This window comes from Duganella sp. AC237, assembly GCF_979254035.1.
Genome location: NZ_CEEDEW010000003.1, coordinates 3,620,368 through 3,634,411, shown reverse-complemented (window position 1 = coordinate 3,634,411; position 14,044 = coordinate 3,620,368). Strand labels below are relative to the sequence as shown.

General features: G+C 66.0%; 16 protein-coding genes. 10 read left to right on the top strand and 6 right to left on the bottom strand.

Features of this window, described 5'->3' with window-relative positions; all coding sequences use genetic code 11:
• The first annotated feature begins 68 nt into the window (after positions 1 to 68).
• Positions 69 to 1,076, top strand: a complete 1,008-nt coding sequence (locus AC0IYS_RS16210) for an SDR family oxidoreductase (protein ID WP_471706116.1) — start codon at positions 69 to 71, stop codon at positions 1,074 to 1,076.
• Here the strand turns inward: AC0IYS_RS16210 and AC0IYS_RS16205 are convergent.
• A complete protein-coding gene (locus tag AC0IYS_RS16205) occupies positions 1,055 to 2,107 on the bottom strand; it encodes a GGDEF domain-containing protein (RefSeq protein ID WP_471706115.1) in 1,053 nt (350 codons plus the stop codon). The two genes, AC0IYS_RS16210 and AC0IYS_RS16205, sit on opposite strands and share 22 nt — an antisense overlap.
• A gap of 140 nt (positions 2,108 to 2,247) precedes the next feature.
• Positions 2,248 to 2,706: an Lrp/AsnC family transcriptional regulator gene (locus AC0IYS_RS16200; RefSeq protein ID WP_471706114.1), complete on the bottom strand. Its 459-nt coding sequence runs from the start codon at positions 2,704 to 2,706 to the stop codon at positions 2,248 to 2,250.
• 125 nt (positions 2,707 to 2,831) lie between these two features.
• On the opposite strand from AC0IYS_RS16200, the gene AC0IYS_RS16195 reads away from it, so the two are divergent.
• Entirely contained in the window at positions 2,832 to 3,086 is a 255-nt protein-coding gene (locus tag AC0IYS_RS16195) for a hypothetical protein (protein WP_471706113.1), read from the top strand.
• On the opposite strand, the gene AC0IYS_RS16190 is transcribed toward AC0IYS_RS16195, so the two are convergent.
• Together AC0IYS_RS16190 and AC0IYS_RS16185 are read right to left on the bottom strand one after the other, a co-directional pair.
• Positions 3,079 to 4,368, bottom strand: coding sequence for an NCS2 family permease (locus AC0IYS_RS16190; RefSeq protein WP_471706112.1), 1,290 nt, complete (start codon positions 4,366 to 4,368; stop codon positions 3,079 to 3,081). The genes AC0IYS_RS16195 and AC0IYS_RS16190 overlap by 8 nt on opposite strands.
• A gap of 81 nt (positions 4,369 to 4,449) precedes the next feature.
• The gene (locus AC0IYS_RS16185; RefSeq protein WP_471706111.1) at positions 4,450 to 6,840 is read right to left on the bottom strand and encodes a diguanylate cyclase domain-containing protein; all 2,391 of its coding nucleotides are present in this window, start codon (positions 6,838 to 6,840) and stop codon (positions 4,450 to 4,452) included.
• Between the two features lie 144 nt (positions 6,841 to 6,984).
• Between AC0IYS_RS16185 and AC0IYS_RS16180 the strand changes: the two genes are divergently transcribed.
• From AC0IYS_RS16180 to AC0IYS_RS16165, 4 genes are all read left to right on the top strand, one after another.
• On the top strand, positions 6,985 to 7,641 hold the full coding sequence (locus AC0IYS_RS16180) for an HAD family hydrolase (RefSeq protein WP_471706110.1): 657 nt from the start codon (positions 6,985 to 6,987) through the stop codon (positions 7,639 to 7,641).
• 107 nt (positions 7,642 to 7,748) lie between these two features.
• Complete coding sequence (locus tag AC0IYS_RS16175; protein ID WP_471706109.1) at positions 7,749 to 7,964, top strand: hypothetical protein; 216 nt, start codon at positions 7,749 to 7,751, stop codon at positions 7,962 to 7,964.
• A 208-nt stretch (positions 7,965 to 8,172) separates the two neighbouring features.
• Positions 8,173 to 9,015: a DNA/RNA non-specific endonuclease gene (locus tag AC0IYS_RS16170; RefSeq protein ID WP_471706108.1), complete on the top strand. Its 843-nt coding sequence runs from the start codon at positions 8,173 to 8,175 to the stop codon at positions 9,013 to 9,015.
• On the top strand, positions 9,003 to 9,257 hold the full coding sequence (locus tag AC0IYS_RS16165; RefSeq protein WP_471706107.1) for a hypothetical protein: 255 nt from the start codon (positions 9,003 to 9,005) through the stop codon (positions 9,255 to 9,257). Before AC0IYS_RS16170 ends, AC0IYS_RS16165 begins: the two co-directional genes overlap by 13 nt.
• On the opposite strand, the gene AC0IYS_RS16160 is transcribed toward AC0IYS_RS16165, so the two are convergent.
• Together AC0IYS_RS16160 and AC0IYS_RS16155 are read right to left on the bottom strand one after the other, a co-directional pair.
• Entirely contained in the window at positions 9,241 to 10,275 is a 1,035-nt protein-coding gene (locus AC0IYS_RS16160; RefSeq protein WP_471706106.1) for a GGDEF domain-containing protein, read from the bottom strand. The two genes, AC0IYS_RS16165 and AC0IYS_RS16160, sit on opposite strands and share 17 nt — an antisense overlap.
• 80 nt (positions 10,276 to 10,355) lie before the next feature.
• Complete coding sequence (locus AC0IYS_RS16155) at positions 10,356 to 11,255, bottom strand: sensor histidine kinase (RefSeq protein WP_471706105.1); 900 nt, start codon at positions 11,253 to 11,255, stop codon at positions 10,356 to 10,358.
• Between the two features lie 165 nt (positions 11,256 to 11,420).
• Between AC0IYS_RS16155 and queE the strand changes: the two genes are divergently transcribed.
• From queE to AC0IYS_RS16135, 4 genes are all read left to right on the top strand, one after another.
• Positions 11,421 to 12,056 carry a 7-carboxy-7-deazaguanine synthase gene (gene queE / locus AC0IYS_RS16150; RefSeq protein WP_471706104.1) on the top strand — a complete coding sequence of 212 codons (636 nt, stop codon included), beginning with the start codon at positions 11,421 to 11,423 and terminating at the stop codon, positions 12,054 to 12,056.
• An 11-nt stretch (positions 12,057 to 12,067) separates the two neighbouring features.
• Complete coding sequence (queD, locus tag AC0IYS_RS16145; RefSeq protein ID WP_363495767.1) at positions 12,068 to 12,514, top strand: 6-carboxytetrahydropterin synthase QueD; 447 nt, start codon at positions 12,068 to 12,070, stop codon at positions 12,512 to 12,514.
• The gene (gene tadA, locus AC0IYS_RS16140) at positions 12,507 to 12,989 is read left to right on the top strand and encodes a tRNA adenosine(34) deaminase TadA (protein ID WP_471706103.1); all 483 of its coding nucleotides are present in this window, start codon (positions 12,507 to 12,509) and stop codon (positions 12,987 to 12,989) included. Before queD ends, tadA begins: the two co-directional genes overlap by 8 nt.
• A gap of 106 nt (positions 12,990 to 13,095) precedes the next feature.
• A complete protein-coding gene (locus AC0IYS_RS16135; RefSeq protein WP_471706102.1) occupies positions 13,096 to 14,043 on the top strand; it encodes an alpha/beta fold hydrolase in 948 nt (315 codons plus the stop codon).
• Position 14,044 lies beyond the last annotated feature (1 nt).

The window sequence follows — 14,044 nt, the reverse complement described above, 5'->3', positions numbered from 1 at the left end:
TTTCGGTAATTTTCTTTTAGCGCGATCCGGTCCACACTGACTCCATCGATTACCCACAGGAGAACGGCATGGAACAGATCAACACCGCATTGGTATTAGGCGCCACCGGCGGCATTGGCGGCGAAGTCGCGCGCTTGCTGCTGGCGCGCGGCTGGAAGGTCAAGGCGCTGCACCGCGCGCCGGAACGCGTGGCCGTCAGCGGCGACGGCATCGAATGGCTGTCCGGCGACGCCATGGAGCACGACGATGTGGTCGGCGCGGCGAAGGGCGTGTCGCTGATCGTCCATGCGGTCAACCCGCCCGGCTACCGCAACTGGGGCGCGCTGGTGCTGCCGATGATCGACAACACCATTGCCGCTGCCCGCGCCTGCGGTGCGCGCATCCTGCTGCCGGGGACCATCTACAACTACGGTCCCGATGCGTTTCCCCACCTGCGCGAGGACTCGCCGCAGCATCCTGTCACGCGCAAGGGCGCGATCCGCGTCGCGCTGGAGGCGCGCCTGAAGGCCGCAGCGGCCGATGGCGTGCGCACCGTGATCGTGCGCGCCGGCGACTTCTTTGGACCCAAGGCGGGAAACAGCTGGCTGGCGCAAGGCTTGATCAAGCCGGGCAAGCCGGTGACAACGATCAGCAACCCGTCCAGTTCCGGCGTCGGCCATCAATGGGCCTACCTGCCAGATGTCGCCGAGACGATGGTGCGGCTGGTGGAGCAGGGCGACGCGTTGCCGACGTTCGCGACTTACCATATGGAGGGCCATTGGGATCCGGACGGCACGCGGATGGTCGCCGCCATCGCGCGCGCCGCCGGCAGGCCGGAATTGAAGGCGCGCGCCTTCCCGTGGTGGCTTTTGACCCTGGCATCGCCTTTCGTGCCGGTGTTGCGTGAGCTGCGCGAGATGCGTTATCTGTGGCGGCAACCGTTGCGGATGTCGAACGCGCGGCTGCGCGCGGTGCTGGGCGGCGAGCCGCATACGCCGCTCGATACGGCGATGCGGGCAACGCTGATCGGCTTGGGCTGTCTGGAGGAACCGGAAGAAGAAGCGCCGGATCGGCGTCAGGCGGCCGCCTCGCGCTGATCGTCCGCCACGACGTAGCGGTTTTTACCCGCGTGCTTGGCCGAATACAGCGCCCGGTCGGCAAGGCGGTAGCTGACCGAGAGGTCGGCCTGCTTGTCGAATTCGGCGATGCCGATGCTGATGGTCCGCGCCGGCACGCAGGCGGCCCGCACTTCGTCCAGCATGCGCCCGGCGAACGCGCACGCGTCTGCGAGGTTGCCGTGGAAGACGACGCCGAACTCCTCGCCGCCCAGCCGTCCGCACAGGTGGCTGGCGGACAGCTTGCCGATGACGGCGGCGGTTCTTTTCAGGACTTCGTCGCCGGCGTCGTGGCCGAGCGTATCGTTGATCTTCTTGAAGTCGTCGATGTCGATCATCAGCAGGTGCAGCGGACCACCGGTTTGCTGGGCGGCGCGGGCGTCCAGGGTGAACGCGCGGCGGTTGCTCATGCCGGTGAGGCCGTCCTTGAACGCCAATACCGTCAACTCCTGCCTGGCGCGGAAATTGCCCACGCGTAAGGCCAGGAAGAAAATGTTGAGATAGACGCCGATGCACAGGCTGCCGCCGACGGCGACCAGCGCCAGGTTGAAGTCGAGCTGCCCCGGCTGCCCCGGGAAATTGCCGGCGCCGAGGACCAGCCAGATGACGATGACGGTGGCGACGTAGTTGATCAGCCCGCTAAACACCGGCGCCGCCGCCAGCGCCATGGCGATGCCGATCGGCAGGACCCAAAACACCGGATGCGCAGTCTGGTCGACGAACAGCCGGAACGCGACAGCGGTGGTGACGGCTCCAAGCACGCCGCTGACGATCAATTGGCGCAGCGCGCGCGCGCGGACGGTCATGAACAGGCTGGCCAGGATGCCCGGCGCGCCCAGCAGTACTTTCAAGTGGCCGTCGCCGTTCGAGCCGAACAGCAACGTGATGGCGCACAGCCAGGCGATCAGTCCGAAGGCCTGGGTCAGGATGACGACGGGACGGCCCTCGACAAAGAATTGTCGCTGCTGTTCCGGGTCGCCGATGAAATAGGAGTAGGCAAAGAGTTTTCGCATGCACGTTCACATTTAATTTCCCAAGAGTATAAATCTTGTGGTCGGGAAAAAATAGTAATTCTCATGTAAATGTGGGCGAAATCGCAGGAGTTGCTACTGTTTATCAACAATTCTTTAAACGCAATAATAGCGGTGCTGCTTCAGGGCGCGACCGAATAAGTGCGTTTCAGGCAGCGCAGCACGAACGTCGAGCGGCTGTGCCGCAAGCCCGGCAGCTTGTAGAGTTTGCGTCGCAGGAACTCCTCGTAGCCCGCCGTCCCGGCCACCGCCACCTTGATCAGGTAGTCGTATTCGCCGGTCAGCAAATAGGCTTCCATCACCTCGGGCAGTTCGGCCAGCGCCTCGCCGAATTTTTCGAAGATGTCGTCGTCGTGGCGGTCCAGGGTGACCTCGATGATGACGGTGTCCGGGTAGCCCAGCGCCGTTTGGCTCAGCAGCGCGGTGTAGCCCTCGATCATGGCGCCTTCTTCCAGCGCCCGCACGCGGTTCCAGCACGGCGTGGTGGACAGGCCGACTTTTTCGGCCAGCTTGGTATTACTCAGTCGGCCATCCTGGCGCAATTCGCGCAAGATGCGGCGGTCGATCTCGTCGATGTCCACGTTTCGCTCCCATGAAGATGAATATTCCGTGGATTTTACATCTTCAGGGAAGATATTCTGCAAAATGGGCGAATCGGCGGAAATTCAGGAAGCCTATTTCGCTCGACTATGGATATTCTGGTGGCATGAATACCACCCATAAAAGCTACCGTTTTTGCATCGAGCCGGATGCGCCCATCGCCACCCTCGAGGCCGCGCTGGCAGTCGTTCGCCGCCTGGGCATCGAGCTGCGCGGGTTGCGCACGACCGCCGGCGCCCACGGACTGGAGGTGCATTTGCGCTTGGCCGCGCCGGAGGAGGATCCGCTGGTGTTGTGCCGCATGCGCCTGCACAACGTCATCGGCGTGCAGGCGATCCGCGAGCTGGCCGAGATTACGTGACGCTGTATTTAATCAGGAAAACGATGGCGATGATCCAGACCACCGGCTTGACCTGCCGCGCCTGTCCGGTCAGCAGCTTGAGGCCGGCGTAGGTGATGAAGCCGAAGGCGATGCCGTGGGCGATCGAGTAGGTGAACGGGATCACCAGCGCGGTGATCGCCGCCGGCACGCTTTCGGTGGTGTCGCTCCAGTCGACGTCGACCAGGTCGCGCAGCATCAGGCAGGCGACGAACAGCAGCGCCGGCGCGGTGGCGTAGGCCGGCACCACGCCGGCGATCGGCGCGAAAAACAGCGCCGCGAGGAACAGCAGCGCGACCACCAGCGCCGTCAGGCCGGTGCGGCCGCCGGCTTGCACGCCGGCCGCGCTTTCGAGATACGCGGTGGTGCTCGAGGTGCCCAGCACCGAGCCGGCCACGATGGCGCAGCTGTCGGCCAGCAGCGCCTTGTTCAGGCGTTCCATTTTGCCGTTGACCAGCAGGCCGGCGCGGCTGGCCACGCCCATCAAGGTGCCGGTGGCGTCGAACAGCTCCACCAGGAAGAATACCAGCACCACGTTGAACAGCCCCATCGAGATGGCGCCCGCCAGGTCGAAGTGGAACCAGGTCGGCGCGATCGACGGCGGCAGCGACATGAAGCCCTTGAAGGTATTGCCGCCGAAGAAAAAGCTCAGCACGGTGACGGCGACGATGCCGATCAACAGCGCGCCCGGCACGCGCAGCCGGTCCAGCGTGACGATCAGCAGGAAGCCGAAGATGGCCATCAGGGTGTGCGGATTGTGCATGTCGCCGACGGTGACCAGCGTTTCCGGGTTGGCCACCACCAGGCCGGCGCTTTTCATCGCGATCAGCGCCAGGAACAAGCCCAGGCCGACGGTGATGGCGACCCGCAGCGAGTGCGGGATGCCGTTGACGATATGCTCGCGCACCTTGAACACGCTGACGACGATGAACAGGCAGCCGGAGATGAACACCGCGCCGAGGGCCGTTTGCCACGGCACGCCCATGCCGAGCACCACCGCGTAGGCGAAGTAGGCGTTCAAGCCCATGCCGGGCGCCATGCCAATCGGGTAGTTGGCGTACAGGCCCATGATCAGCGTGCCCAGCGCGGCGGCCAGGCAGGTGGCGACAAACACCGCGTCCTTCGGCAGGCCGGCGTCGCCCAGGATGGCCGGGTTGACGAAGATAATGTAGGCCATCGTCAGGAAGGTGGTGAGGCCGGCGACGACCTCGGTGCGGACGGTCGTGCCGTGCTCGGCGAGCTTGAAGAATTGCGTGAGTGACATGGGTGAAGTACGGTAGCGCGGGAGGGCGAAGAATAGCACGACCCCGGCGGGACACGAAGCAGGAGATCGCGCTGTAAGGCCTCAGTCGGCGATCGCGTAGCCGTCGCGGCCGTTGTGCTTGGCGGCGTACAGCGCGCTGTCGGCGCGCGCCACCAGTGCCGCCGCCGATTCCCCTTCGCCGTTGTGCAGCGCCAGGCCGATGCTGGTGGTGACCGCCATGTCGGCATCGGCCACGGCGAACGGCCGCCGGATCGCTTCGACAATCTTGAGCGCCATGCGCGCCGCTTCCTCGACGTGCGCGACCTGTTCGAAAATGATGATGAATTCGTCGCCGGCGACGCGGGCGACGGTGTCCGAGGCGCGCACGTTGGCCGTCAGGCGCGCGGCGAACTCCTTGAGCACGTCGTCGCCGGCGCCGTGGCCGCGCGTGTCGTTGATGGCCTTGAAGTGGTCGATGTCCAGGTAAGCCAGCGCCAGCGGCTTGCGATGGCGCTTGGCGCGCACGATCGCCAGTTGCAGGATCTCCTCGAACATGCGGCGGTTGGCGATGCCGGTGAGGGTGTCGATGCGCGCCAGCTGCGTCAGGCGCTGCTCGATTTCCTTCATGCGCGTGGTGTCGTGGGTCAGCGTATAGATGCCGATGACGGCGCCGTCGGCCCCCAGTTCCGGCACGAAGGTGGTCTCCAGCGCGTGCTCGCCGCCGTCGATCCTGGCGGTGTGCTCGTAGGTGGCGTTGCGGCCCTGGTAGGCGCGGTCCAGGTGCGGTTGCGCCAGCGCGTACTGGGTGTTGCCGATGCCTTCGACCAGGTGGCGGCCGATCATTTTGACCGGGTCCATGCCGAACCAGTGCAGGAAGGTGGCGTTGAGGAACTGGAAGGTGCGCGCGTGGTCCAGGTAGGAGATCAGCACCGGCAGGTTGTCGGCCAGGGTGCGCAGGCGCTTTTCGCTGGCGGCGATCTGGCGCTCGTAGGCCACCCGCTCGGTGACGTCGTGCAGGAAGGCGGTGGCGTAGTACGCCCCTTCGTGGCGCAGTGCGCCAAGCGACAGCTCGACCGGCACCTCGCCGCCGTCCTTGTGCAGCGCGGCCACCCGCACCCGCGAGTTGATCAGGCGCCCGGCGTGGCCGTCGGCGAAGGCGCGCATGCCGGCGCCGTGCTTGCCGCGCATCGCCGGCGGCACGATCAGCTCTGCGATGTCGCGGCCGATCGCCTCCTCGCGGGTCCAGCCGAAACTGCGCTCGGCGGCGGCGTTCCATTTGGTGATGATGCCGGTGGCTTCGCAGCTGACGAAGGCGTCCGGAGCGCGCTCGAGGATGCTGCTGATCAGCGCCTCGCTGTCGCGGATCGCCGTTTGCGCGGCCTCGCGCTCGGCCATCAGTTCGTGGAAGGCGATGCTCAGGGCGCCGATTTCGTCGGCGCGCCCGCGCTGCAGCACGCCGATGTCGGCGCGGCCGCCGCGGATGTCGTCGATGTGCCCGCGCAGGCGGCCCAGCGGCCGCAGCATCCACTGCACCGCGATCCACGCCATCAGCCCGGCCAGCGCGGCGAAGCCGGCCGCGCCCAGCATGGCCTTGTGGCGCATGGCGATCATCGGCGCGAACGCTTCGTCGACCGGGAAGCGGGCGCCGATGATCCAGTCGGTGGCCCGCAGCCGCTTGAACGAATAGATGGCCGGCACGACGTCGCGGCCGGTGGTCTCGGTCCAGCCCTCGAAGCCGGTCAGCGCCAGCGCGGTGGCCTTGCTGTGGCCCGGGCGCTGGTCGACGCGCTTGAGCAGGAAGGCCGGGTTGGGGTGGTGCAGCAGCACGCCGTCGGCGGTCATCATGTAGGTGTAGCCGGTCTTGCCCGGCTTCTGCGCCGCCACCTGCCCGGTGAACGAGGGGCTGCCCAGGTCGATGCTGCCGCACAGCAGCATGAGCGCGCGGCCGCCGGCGTCCAGCACCGGATGGACGATCATGATCGCCGGACGGCCCGTCAAGATGCTTTTGAAAGGCGGCGATACGGCCGGCTTGCCGGCCGCCAGCGCGCGTTCGAACCATGCGTGCGCGGCCTCGCCCGGGTCCAGCGCGGTAACTCCAACACCCGCGCCACTACCGGCGCCACCGCCGGTGCCGTCGGTGTTGAGCAGCGCGCCTTGCCGGTTGTAGATGTGCAGGTTGAGGAAGCGCGCGCGGGCCACCGGGTGGCGGGCGACGAACGCCTGCATGGCTGCCGGGCTGGCGCTGTCGCCCTCGACGACGGTGTCCGCCAGGCTGGCGAGCAGCACCTTCCTGGCGGTGAATTGGGCGTCGACCTGGGCGGCGGCCGACGACAGCAGCGCGTATTGCTGGTCGCCGATGACGCTTTTCATGTCGCGCTCGGCGAGCACCAGCGCAACCCAGGCCACGGTCATCGTCGCCCCCAGCACCAGCATCACGACGACCCCGGTCATGCGGAATTTGAGGCTGCGCGGAAGTCGTGCGAAAACGGCCATGTCGCTCCTGTATGTGTTGGGGGCAAGTATTGCATACCCTGACGGGCAAGGCCAGCGGGTACAATCGCCGCTGCCAAGGGGCGGAGGGGCGTCCGTGCTGGTCATCGCTCGGCCGCTCGGCGGCCTTTACAAGGAATGCGGAGTATGCTGCAAGCAATTTTGTGGGACAATGACGGCGTGCTGGTCGATACCGAACGGCTGTTTTACGAGGCCAACCGGGAGTTATTCAGGCCGCTTGGCCTCGAGTTGAGCGAACAGCACTTCTTCGACTGGTACCTGGCCGACAACCGTGGCGCCTGGCATTTGCTGGAACCGGCCATGGGCGAAGCGCAAATGGCGGAGCACCGCGCGCACCGCAATCGCAGTTACGCACTGCGGCTGGCGTCGGAGCACATCCCGGCCATCGACGGCGTGGCCGGGGTGCTGGCCAGCCTGGCGCCACGCGTGCGCATGGCCGTCGTCACCAGTTCCATCCGCGAGCACTTCGATATCATCCACGCGCGTTTGCCGCTGCGGCGGCACTTCGAATTCGTGCTCACCCACGAATCCTGCGCCCACAGCAAACCGGCCCCGGACCCGTACCTGCTGGGACTGGCCCGGCTGGGCGTGGCGGCGGCCGACGCGCTGGTGGTCGAGGATTCGCCGCGCGGCCTGCAAGCGGCGATGGCGGCCGGCATCCGCTGCATCATCCTGCGCAACGCGCTCACGCGCGGCCACGATTTCCCCGGCGCCTACCGGGTGGTCGACACGATGGCGCAGTTACTGGCGGAAATAGAGTTGCTGCTGTCGGTGGAAAGCTGACAAGCGAAACAGCGATTGCGGCGTAGCAGCCGTGCGACATCGTCGACGGGCTTTCAGTAGCATGGTTCGCGTAGATGCTGAACATGTTCTGAAGAAAGGAGTCCGTCATGCCCCGAGGAGCAAGCCCCAAGCGCGAGCACGAGTACAAGGAGCTGGAACACAAATTCGAACAGGAAGGAAGATATTCCGGCCGCGAGGAGGAGGTGGCGGCCCGGATCGTCAACAAACAGCGGGCCGAGGCGGGCGAAGCCAAGCAGCCGCCCGGCCGCACCGGCACCGGCCACCGCCGCCGCAACACCACGCGGCGCAACAAACCGTCGTGACGGCCACTTGTCGGTGGTTGTCAAATTTTTCACCCACGTCGCGAAAAACAATGTAAAATGACAACCAGTGTTATTGCTATTGAAATATAAAACAAGGCCTCTGGTAGGGCGGATGTTTTGAAAAGGGTCGGATCCTGACGGATTCGGCCCTTTTTGTTTGGGGCGCGGTCCGCTAGAATGCCGCCTCCAAAATCTGCCCTAGGGAAATATGAATGTGTTTCAAAGAAGCGTGGCCGCAACGGCCATCGCTTGCGGCCTGATCATTGCGGCGGGCCTGTCGTCCCCCGCGTCGGCGCTCGAGGCCGGCGCTGTCAAAACCCGTTGCCCGGTTCACTATGTCGATGGCCGCCTGCCGGAGATCGCCAACCGCAAGCTGGGCGCCGCCACCACCGAACTGTGCTACGGCGTGTTTGGCGTCATGCATTCCGGCATCACGCGCACGCCGCTGTGGTCGGCCGAGCACCTGACCGCCGGCCATCTCGCCGCCGCCAGGGATTTATTGCGCGAAGACAGCTTCCACGCGGAAAAGCGTTTGCCGCCAGGCGCCCGGGCCGAGCTGGACGACTACGCCCGCAGCGGCTACGACCGTGGCCACATGGCGCCCAACGGCGACATGCCGGACCGGCGCACCCAGCACGAAAGCTTCACCTTGGCCAACATGGTGCCGCAGGACGCCGAGAACAACCGCCACCTGTGGGCCGGCATCGAGGCGGTGGTGCGGAAACTGGCGCAAAAGGAGGGCGATCTGTATGTCATCACCGGTCCGGCCTTCATCGGCCGGGAAGTGCGCAAGGTCGGCGAGGTGCTGGTGCCGACCCACTTGTACAAATTGGTCTACAGCCCGCGTCAGCGCGCCGGGGCCGCCTATTTCGTCGAAAACCGGGCCGGTGCGGAGTACGAGGTGCTCGGCGTCGCCGAACTGGAAAGCAGGATCGGCATCGATCTGTTACCGTCGTTGTCGGCGCAGCAAAAGCAGGCGCTGTTGCGGCTGCCCAATGTACGTCAGCGCAAGGGCACGGGCAAGGAGAGGAGCAGGCAATGGGCCAATTGAAATTCGTTCCCTATGCGAACGAGTCGGACGTGTTGCATGTCGGCCGCCTGACGATCGAGAACCGGGTCGACCGGGTCACCGTCAGCGGCGATATCGACTTGACGGCCGACCAGGCCGGCTTGGCCGACGCGCGCCTGCTGCAGCGGCTGCTGGTCGATATCGTGGCGCGGCTGGAGGCCATGGCGCTGCCGGCCGCATTGCCGGCGCCGTCCGTTACGAAGGTGGTCAATCCTTTCGATTGACGGGCGGTGTTTGCACGGCGTCGGCAATGGCCGCCGCCAGGTCGCCGTCGGCCGTGGGCAGGCTGATGCGGTTGCGGCCCATGTGCTTGGCGCGGTAGAGCGCCGAGTCCGCCGCCGCCACCAGCTGGCTCGAATCGTTGTCCGGCGCCGCCAGCGCGGTGGCCGCGCCGATGCTCACCGTCACCACGTGGCCCTGCGTGCCCAGGTTGGGCATGTGCAGCTGCTCGACCCGGCAGCGGATGCGCTCGGCCACGATGGCCGCGCCCTTGAGCGACTGGTTGGGCAGGATCACGGCGAACTCCTCGCCGCCGTAGCGCGCCACCAGGTCGTTGGTGCGCATTTCGCTGGCCACCGCCTTGGCGATCCGTTGCAGGCATTCGTCGCCGCCCAGGTGGCCGTAGGCATCGTTGTACTGCTTGAAATTGTCGACATCGACCATCAGCAACGACAGCGGCTGTTGCTGGCGTAGCGCGCGCTGCCACTCGGCGTACAGCGTGTTGTCGAAGCAGCGGCGGTTGGCCAGGCCGGTCAGGCCGTCGCGCGTGGCCAGCTGTTCCAGCGCCACCTGCGCGCATTTTTCGTCCGTCACGTCGCGCAGCGTCTCGACCACCGCCAGCAGCTTGCCCTCGTTGTCGACGATGGGGCTGGCGTCGGCCGCCAAGTAGCGGCGCCGGCCGATACGCGGCATGTCGCACCAGTTTTCCGCGCGCAGGTTGCCGTCGGGATCGGCGCGGCGCTGGCCGTGCGGGTCGGCGCCGCGGCCCTTGAGCACCAGGTCGGCCAGGGTGGTGCGTTGTTCATGGTAAAAGCCGCGCCAGTGATCGTTGGTACCCAGCACTTCCCAGGCGTCGACCGCCGTCAGGCGCTCGCAGGCGCGGTTCCAGATGATGACTTTGCCGTGGCAATCGAGCACGAAGGTCGGGATGACCAGCAACTCCATCATTTTGAGCGCGAATCCGTGCGGCTGCTCCGGCTGGGGGTACTCCATCACATGTTGAATCTTGGGCTTGCGGGTCATGACGGCGGCCTTTGGGGATATGGGGTGTGGTCTGGGAGGGAGGTGCGGTGCGGGCGCCGTGCTGGGCGCCCGGTGTGGCGTTATTGCAGCGGAAACGACATCGTCAGCGCCGTGCCCCGGCCGGGCGCGGTGGCGACATCGAAATCTCCGCCGGCCTCGGCGACCCGTTCGGCCATGCCGCGCAGGCCATGGCCGCGCCGGACGATGGTGGGATGGGCGGGTGGGGCCGACGGATTTGTCGAAGCGTTGGCCGACGGGTTGGCCAAAGCGTGGCCGGCGGCGATGCCGACGCCGTTGTCGCGCACCGTCAGGCTCAGCCGGTCCTGGGCGCGGCTGATGCCGACCGAGACCTGCGAAGCCTTGGCGTGCCTGGCGATGTTGCTGAGCGATTCCTGCAAAATCCGGTAGATGACCTTGTCCATGCCGCCATCGACGCGGCCGACCGCGGCGATGGCCTCGGCGTCGAGCTGGCAGGGGATGCCGCTGAGGCGCGAGAACTGCGCAACTTGTTCCTCGACCGCGCCGCGCAGGCCGTCGCGCAGGCCTTCGGGCTGCAAATCGCGTACGATGGAGCGCATCGAGCGCAAGGTCGAGGCGACCCGCTCGTCGACCTTTTGCAGCGCCTCTTTGAGCTCCGGATGGCGCGCGGTCAGCGCGCCCAGTTCAAAACTCATCGCCAGCAGGTGCTGTCCCAGGTCGTCGTGCAGGTCGCGGGCGATGCGGCGGCGGTCGGCGTCGCGCAGCGATTGCTGGCTTTTGCTCAGGTGACAAACCTGGCGCCGGGTGTCGGTCAGCGCCTGCTCTGCCAGCGCCCGGCGGCCGCGCTCGTGCGAGAGGCTGGCCTGCAGGCGCGCTTCGACGCGGGCGAACGCGCCGCGCTGACGCCGTTGTCGCCACACCAGCGCCATGGCGAGCCAGGCCAGCGCGCACACGCCGGTGACGATGAGATCGATCTGGATGACTTGCGGCGCGTAGTTCATGATGTTCGTCCCTTGTGGTCGGGCGCCGGTGCATACAGTCGGTCGCCACCCTGTGAAAGTACCTTGGTTGCCGCAGAGCAGCATTGTGCAAAGTCAAGTTGCGCCGGAAACCGCGAGAAAGTGTCGCGTGGGATATAATTGAGGGTTGTCCAATCAGGAATTATCGTGACTTACAGCATCAAAGAGATCTTTTACACCTTGCAAGGCGAGGGCGCGCACGCCGGTCGTCCGGCGGTTTTCTGCCGCTTTTCCGGCTGTAATCTGTGGACCGGCCGCGAGAGCGACCGCGCCAGCGCCGTGTGCCAGTTCTGCGATACCGATTTCGTCGGCACCGACGGCGAGGGCGGCGGCAAGTTCAAGACAGCGGAGGAGCTGGCAGCGACGATCGCCGCGCTGTGGCCGGCCGTCTATCCCGCCAGCAAGTATGTGGTGTTCACCGGCGGCGAGCCGCTGTTGCAATTGGACACGGCGCTGATCGCCGCGATGCACGCGGCCGGCTTCACGATCGCCATCGAAACCAACGGCACCTTGCCGGTGCCCGAGGGTGTCGACTGGATCTGCGTCAGCCCGAAGATGGGTTCGACCCTGGTGGTGACCCGGGGCAGCGAGATCAAGGTCGTGATTCCGCAGACGGGACAGGACCTGGCGGCGTACGAACAGCTCGATTTCGAGCATTTCTATGTGCAGGCGATGGACGGTCCCTTGGCCGAATTCAACACCAAACTGGCGATCGAGACCTGCAAGCGCAATCCGAAATGGAAGCTGAGCCTGCAAACCCATAAACTTTTACAAATACCCTAAGAAAAGATGTCATGCTGACTATTACCCGCAAGCTGGAATTCGACGCCGGCCACCGCATCCCCGACCACAAGAGCCAGTGCCGCAACCTGCACGGCCATCGCTATACCCTGGAAATCACGCTGACCGGCAACATCATCACCGCCGAAGGCAATTCCGACAATGGCATGATCATGGATTTTTCCGACATCAAGGCGCTGGCCAAAGAGCATTTGGTCGATGTCTGGGACCACGCCTTCATCGTCTACGAGAAGGACGCGGCGGTGCGCGATTTCCTGGCGACCTTGCCAGGGCACAAGACCGTCGTCATCGACCGCATTCCGACGGTGGAAAACCTGGCCCATGTCGCCTTCGCCATCCTGAAGTCGGCCTACAAGGACCGCTACGGCACCGGTTTGCACCTGCACAAGCTGGTGCTGCACGAGACGCCCAACTGCTGGGCAGAGATCACCGATGCCTGACGAGTTTATGCGGCTGGCGCTGGAACAGGCCAGGCACGCGTGGGATCTGGGCGAGGTGCCGGTCGGCGCCGTCGTCGTCAAGGACGGCGTGGTGATCGCGCGCGGCTACAACCAGCCGATCGGCAAGCACGATCCGACCGCGCACGCGGAAATCGTCGCCCTGCGCGCGGCCGCCGGGGTGCTGGGCAATTACCGCCTGCCGGGCTGCGAGCTGTATGTGACCTTGGAGCCGTGCGTGATGTGCTCGGGCGCGATGATGCATGCGCGCCTGGCCAAGGTGGTGTACGGCGCCACCGATCCGAAAACCGGCGCCTGCGGCTCGGTGGTCGATTTGTTCGGACAGGAACAGCTGAACCACCATACCGAGGTCAGCGGCGGAGTCATGGCCGAGGAGTGCGGCGCCATGCTCAAGAGTTTCTTCGCCGCCCGCCGCGCGGCGGCGGCCGCCGCCCGTCGGGCCGACGCCGCCGAATAGCGGTTTCCCCGGCCCGCGTTTCCAGACGCGGGCAAAAATGGTATGCTGAAGCCACGATGCGCGGCGCATCGTCGGCATCGCCGCCCGCACCCTCCCGGAGACCGCTTTGGCTACCGCAAAAGCAAACGGCATTACGCTCACCTACGAAGCCAGCGGCAATCCGCAGGATACCCCCGTGCTGCTCATCATGGGCCTGGGCATGCAACTGATCTCCTGGCCACAGGACCTGGTCGACGGCCTGGTGGAGCAGGGCTATTACGTGATCCGCTACGATAACCGCGATATCGGCCTGTCGAGCAAATTCGACCAGTTCAAAAAGCCCAACCTGATGCTGGCCTACCTTAAATCCTTGGTCGGCTGGCCGCAGTCGCCCGCTTACACGCTCAACGACATGGCCAACGACGCGCTCGGCCTGCTCGACGCGCTGGGCATCGCCCGCGCCCACGTGGTGGGCGCCTCGATGGGCGGCATGATCGCGCAGATCTTCGCCGCGCGCTTCGGCGCCCGCACCTTGAGCCTGACGTCCATCATGTCGAGCAGCGGACGGCGCGGCCTGCCCGGGCCGACGGCGGCCGCGCGGGCGGCGCTGATGCGCGGCCCCGGCGACGCCGGCGACCGCAAGGCGGTGATCGACCACGCCGTCGGCGTGTTCCGCATCATCGGCAGCCCGTCGTTTCCGACGCCGGAACGCCAGTTGCGCGCCAATATCGAGCGCGCGCTCGACCGCAATGTCAATCCGGCCGGCGTCGCCCGGCAAATGGTGGCCGTGGTCGCCTCGGGCGACCGCACGCCGCTGCTGCGCAAGATCGCCTGTCCGGCGCTGGTCATCCACGGCGCCGCCGATCCGCTGGTGCCGTTGGCCTGCGGCGTCGACACGGCCGAGGCGATCCCCGGCGCCAAGCTGCACGTGATCGAGGGCATGGGCCACGATCTGCCGCCGCAATTGATCGAGCGCCTGCTCGCCTTGCTCGACAATCATCTGCGCGGTAATATGACGCCGGAACTGCCCGCGCTGATCGCGCGTCGCGCCGGCAGCGGCACGCCTCAACAATAGC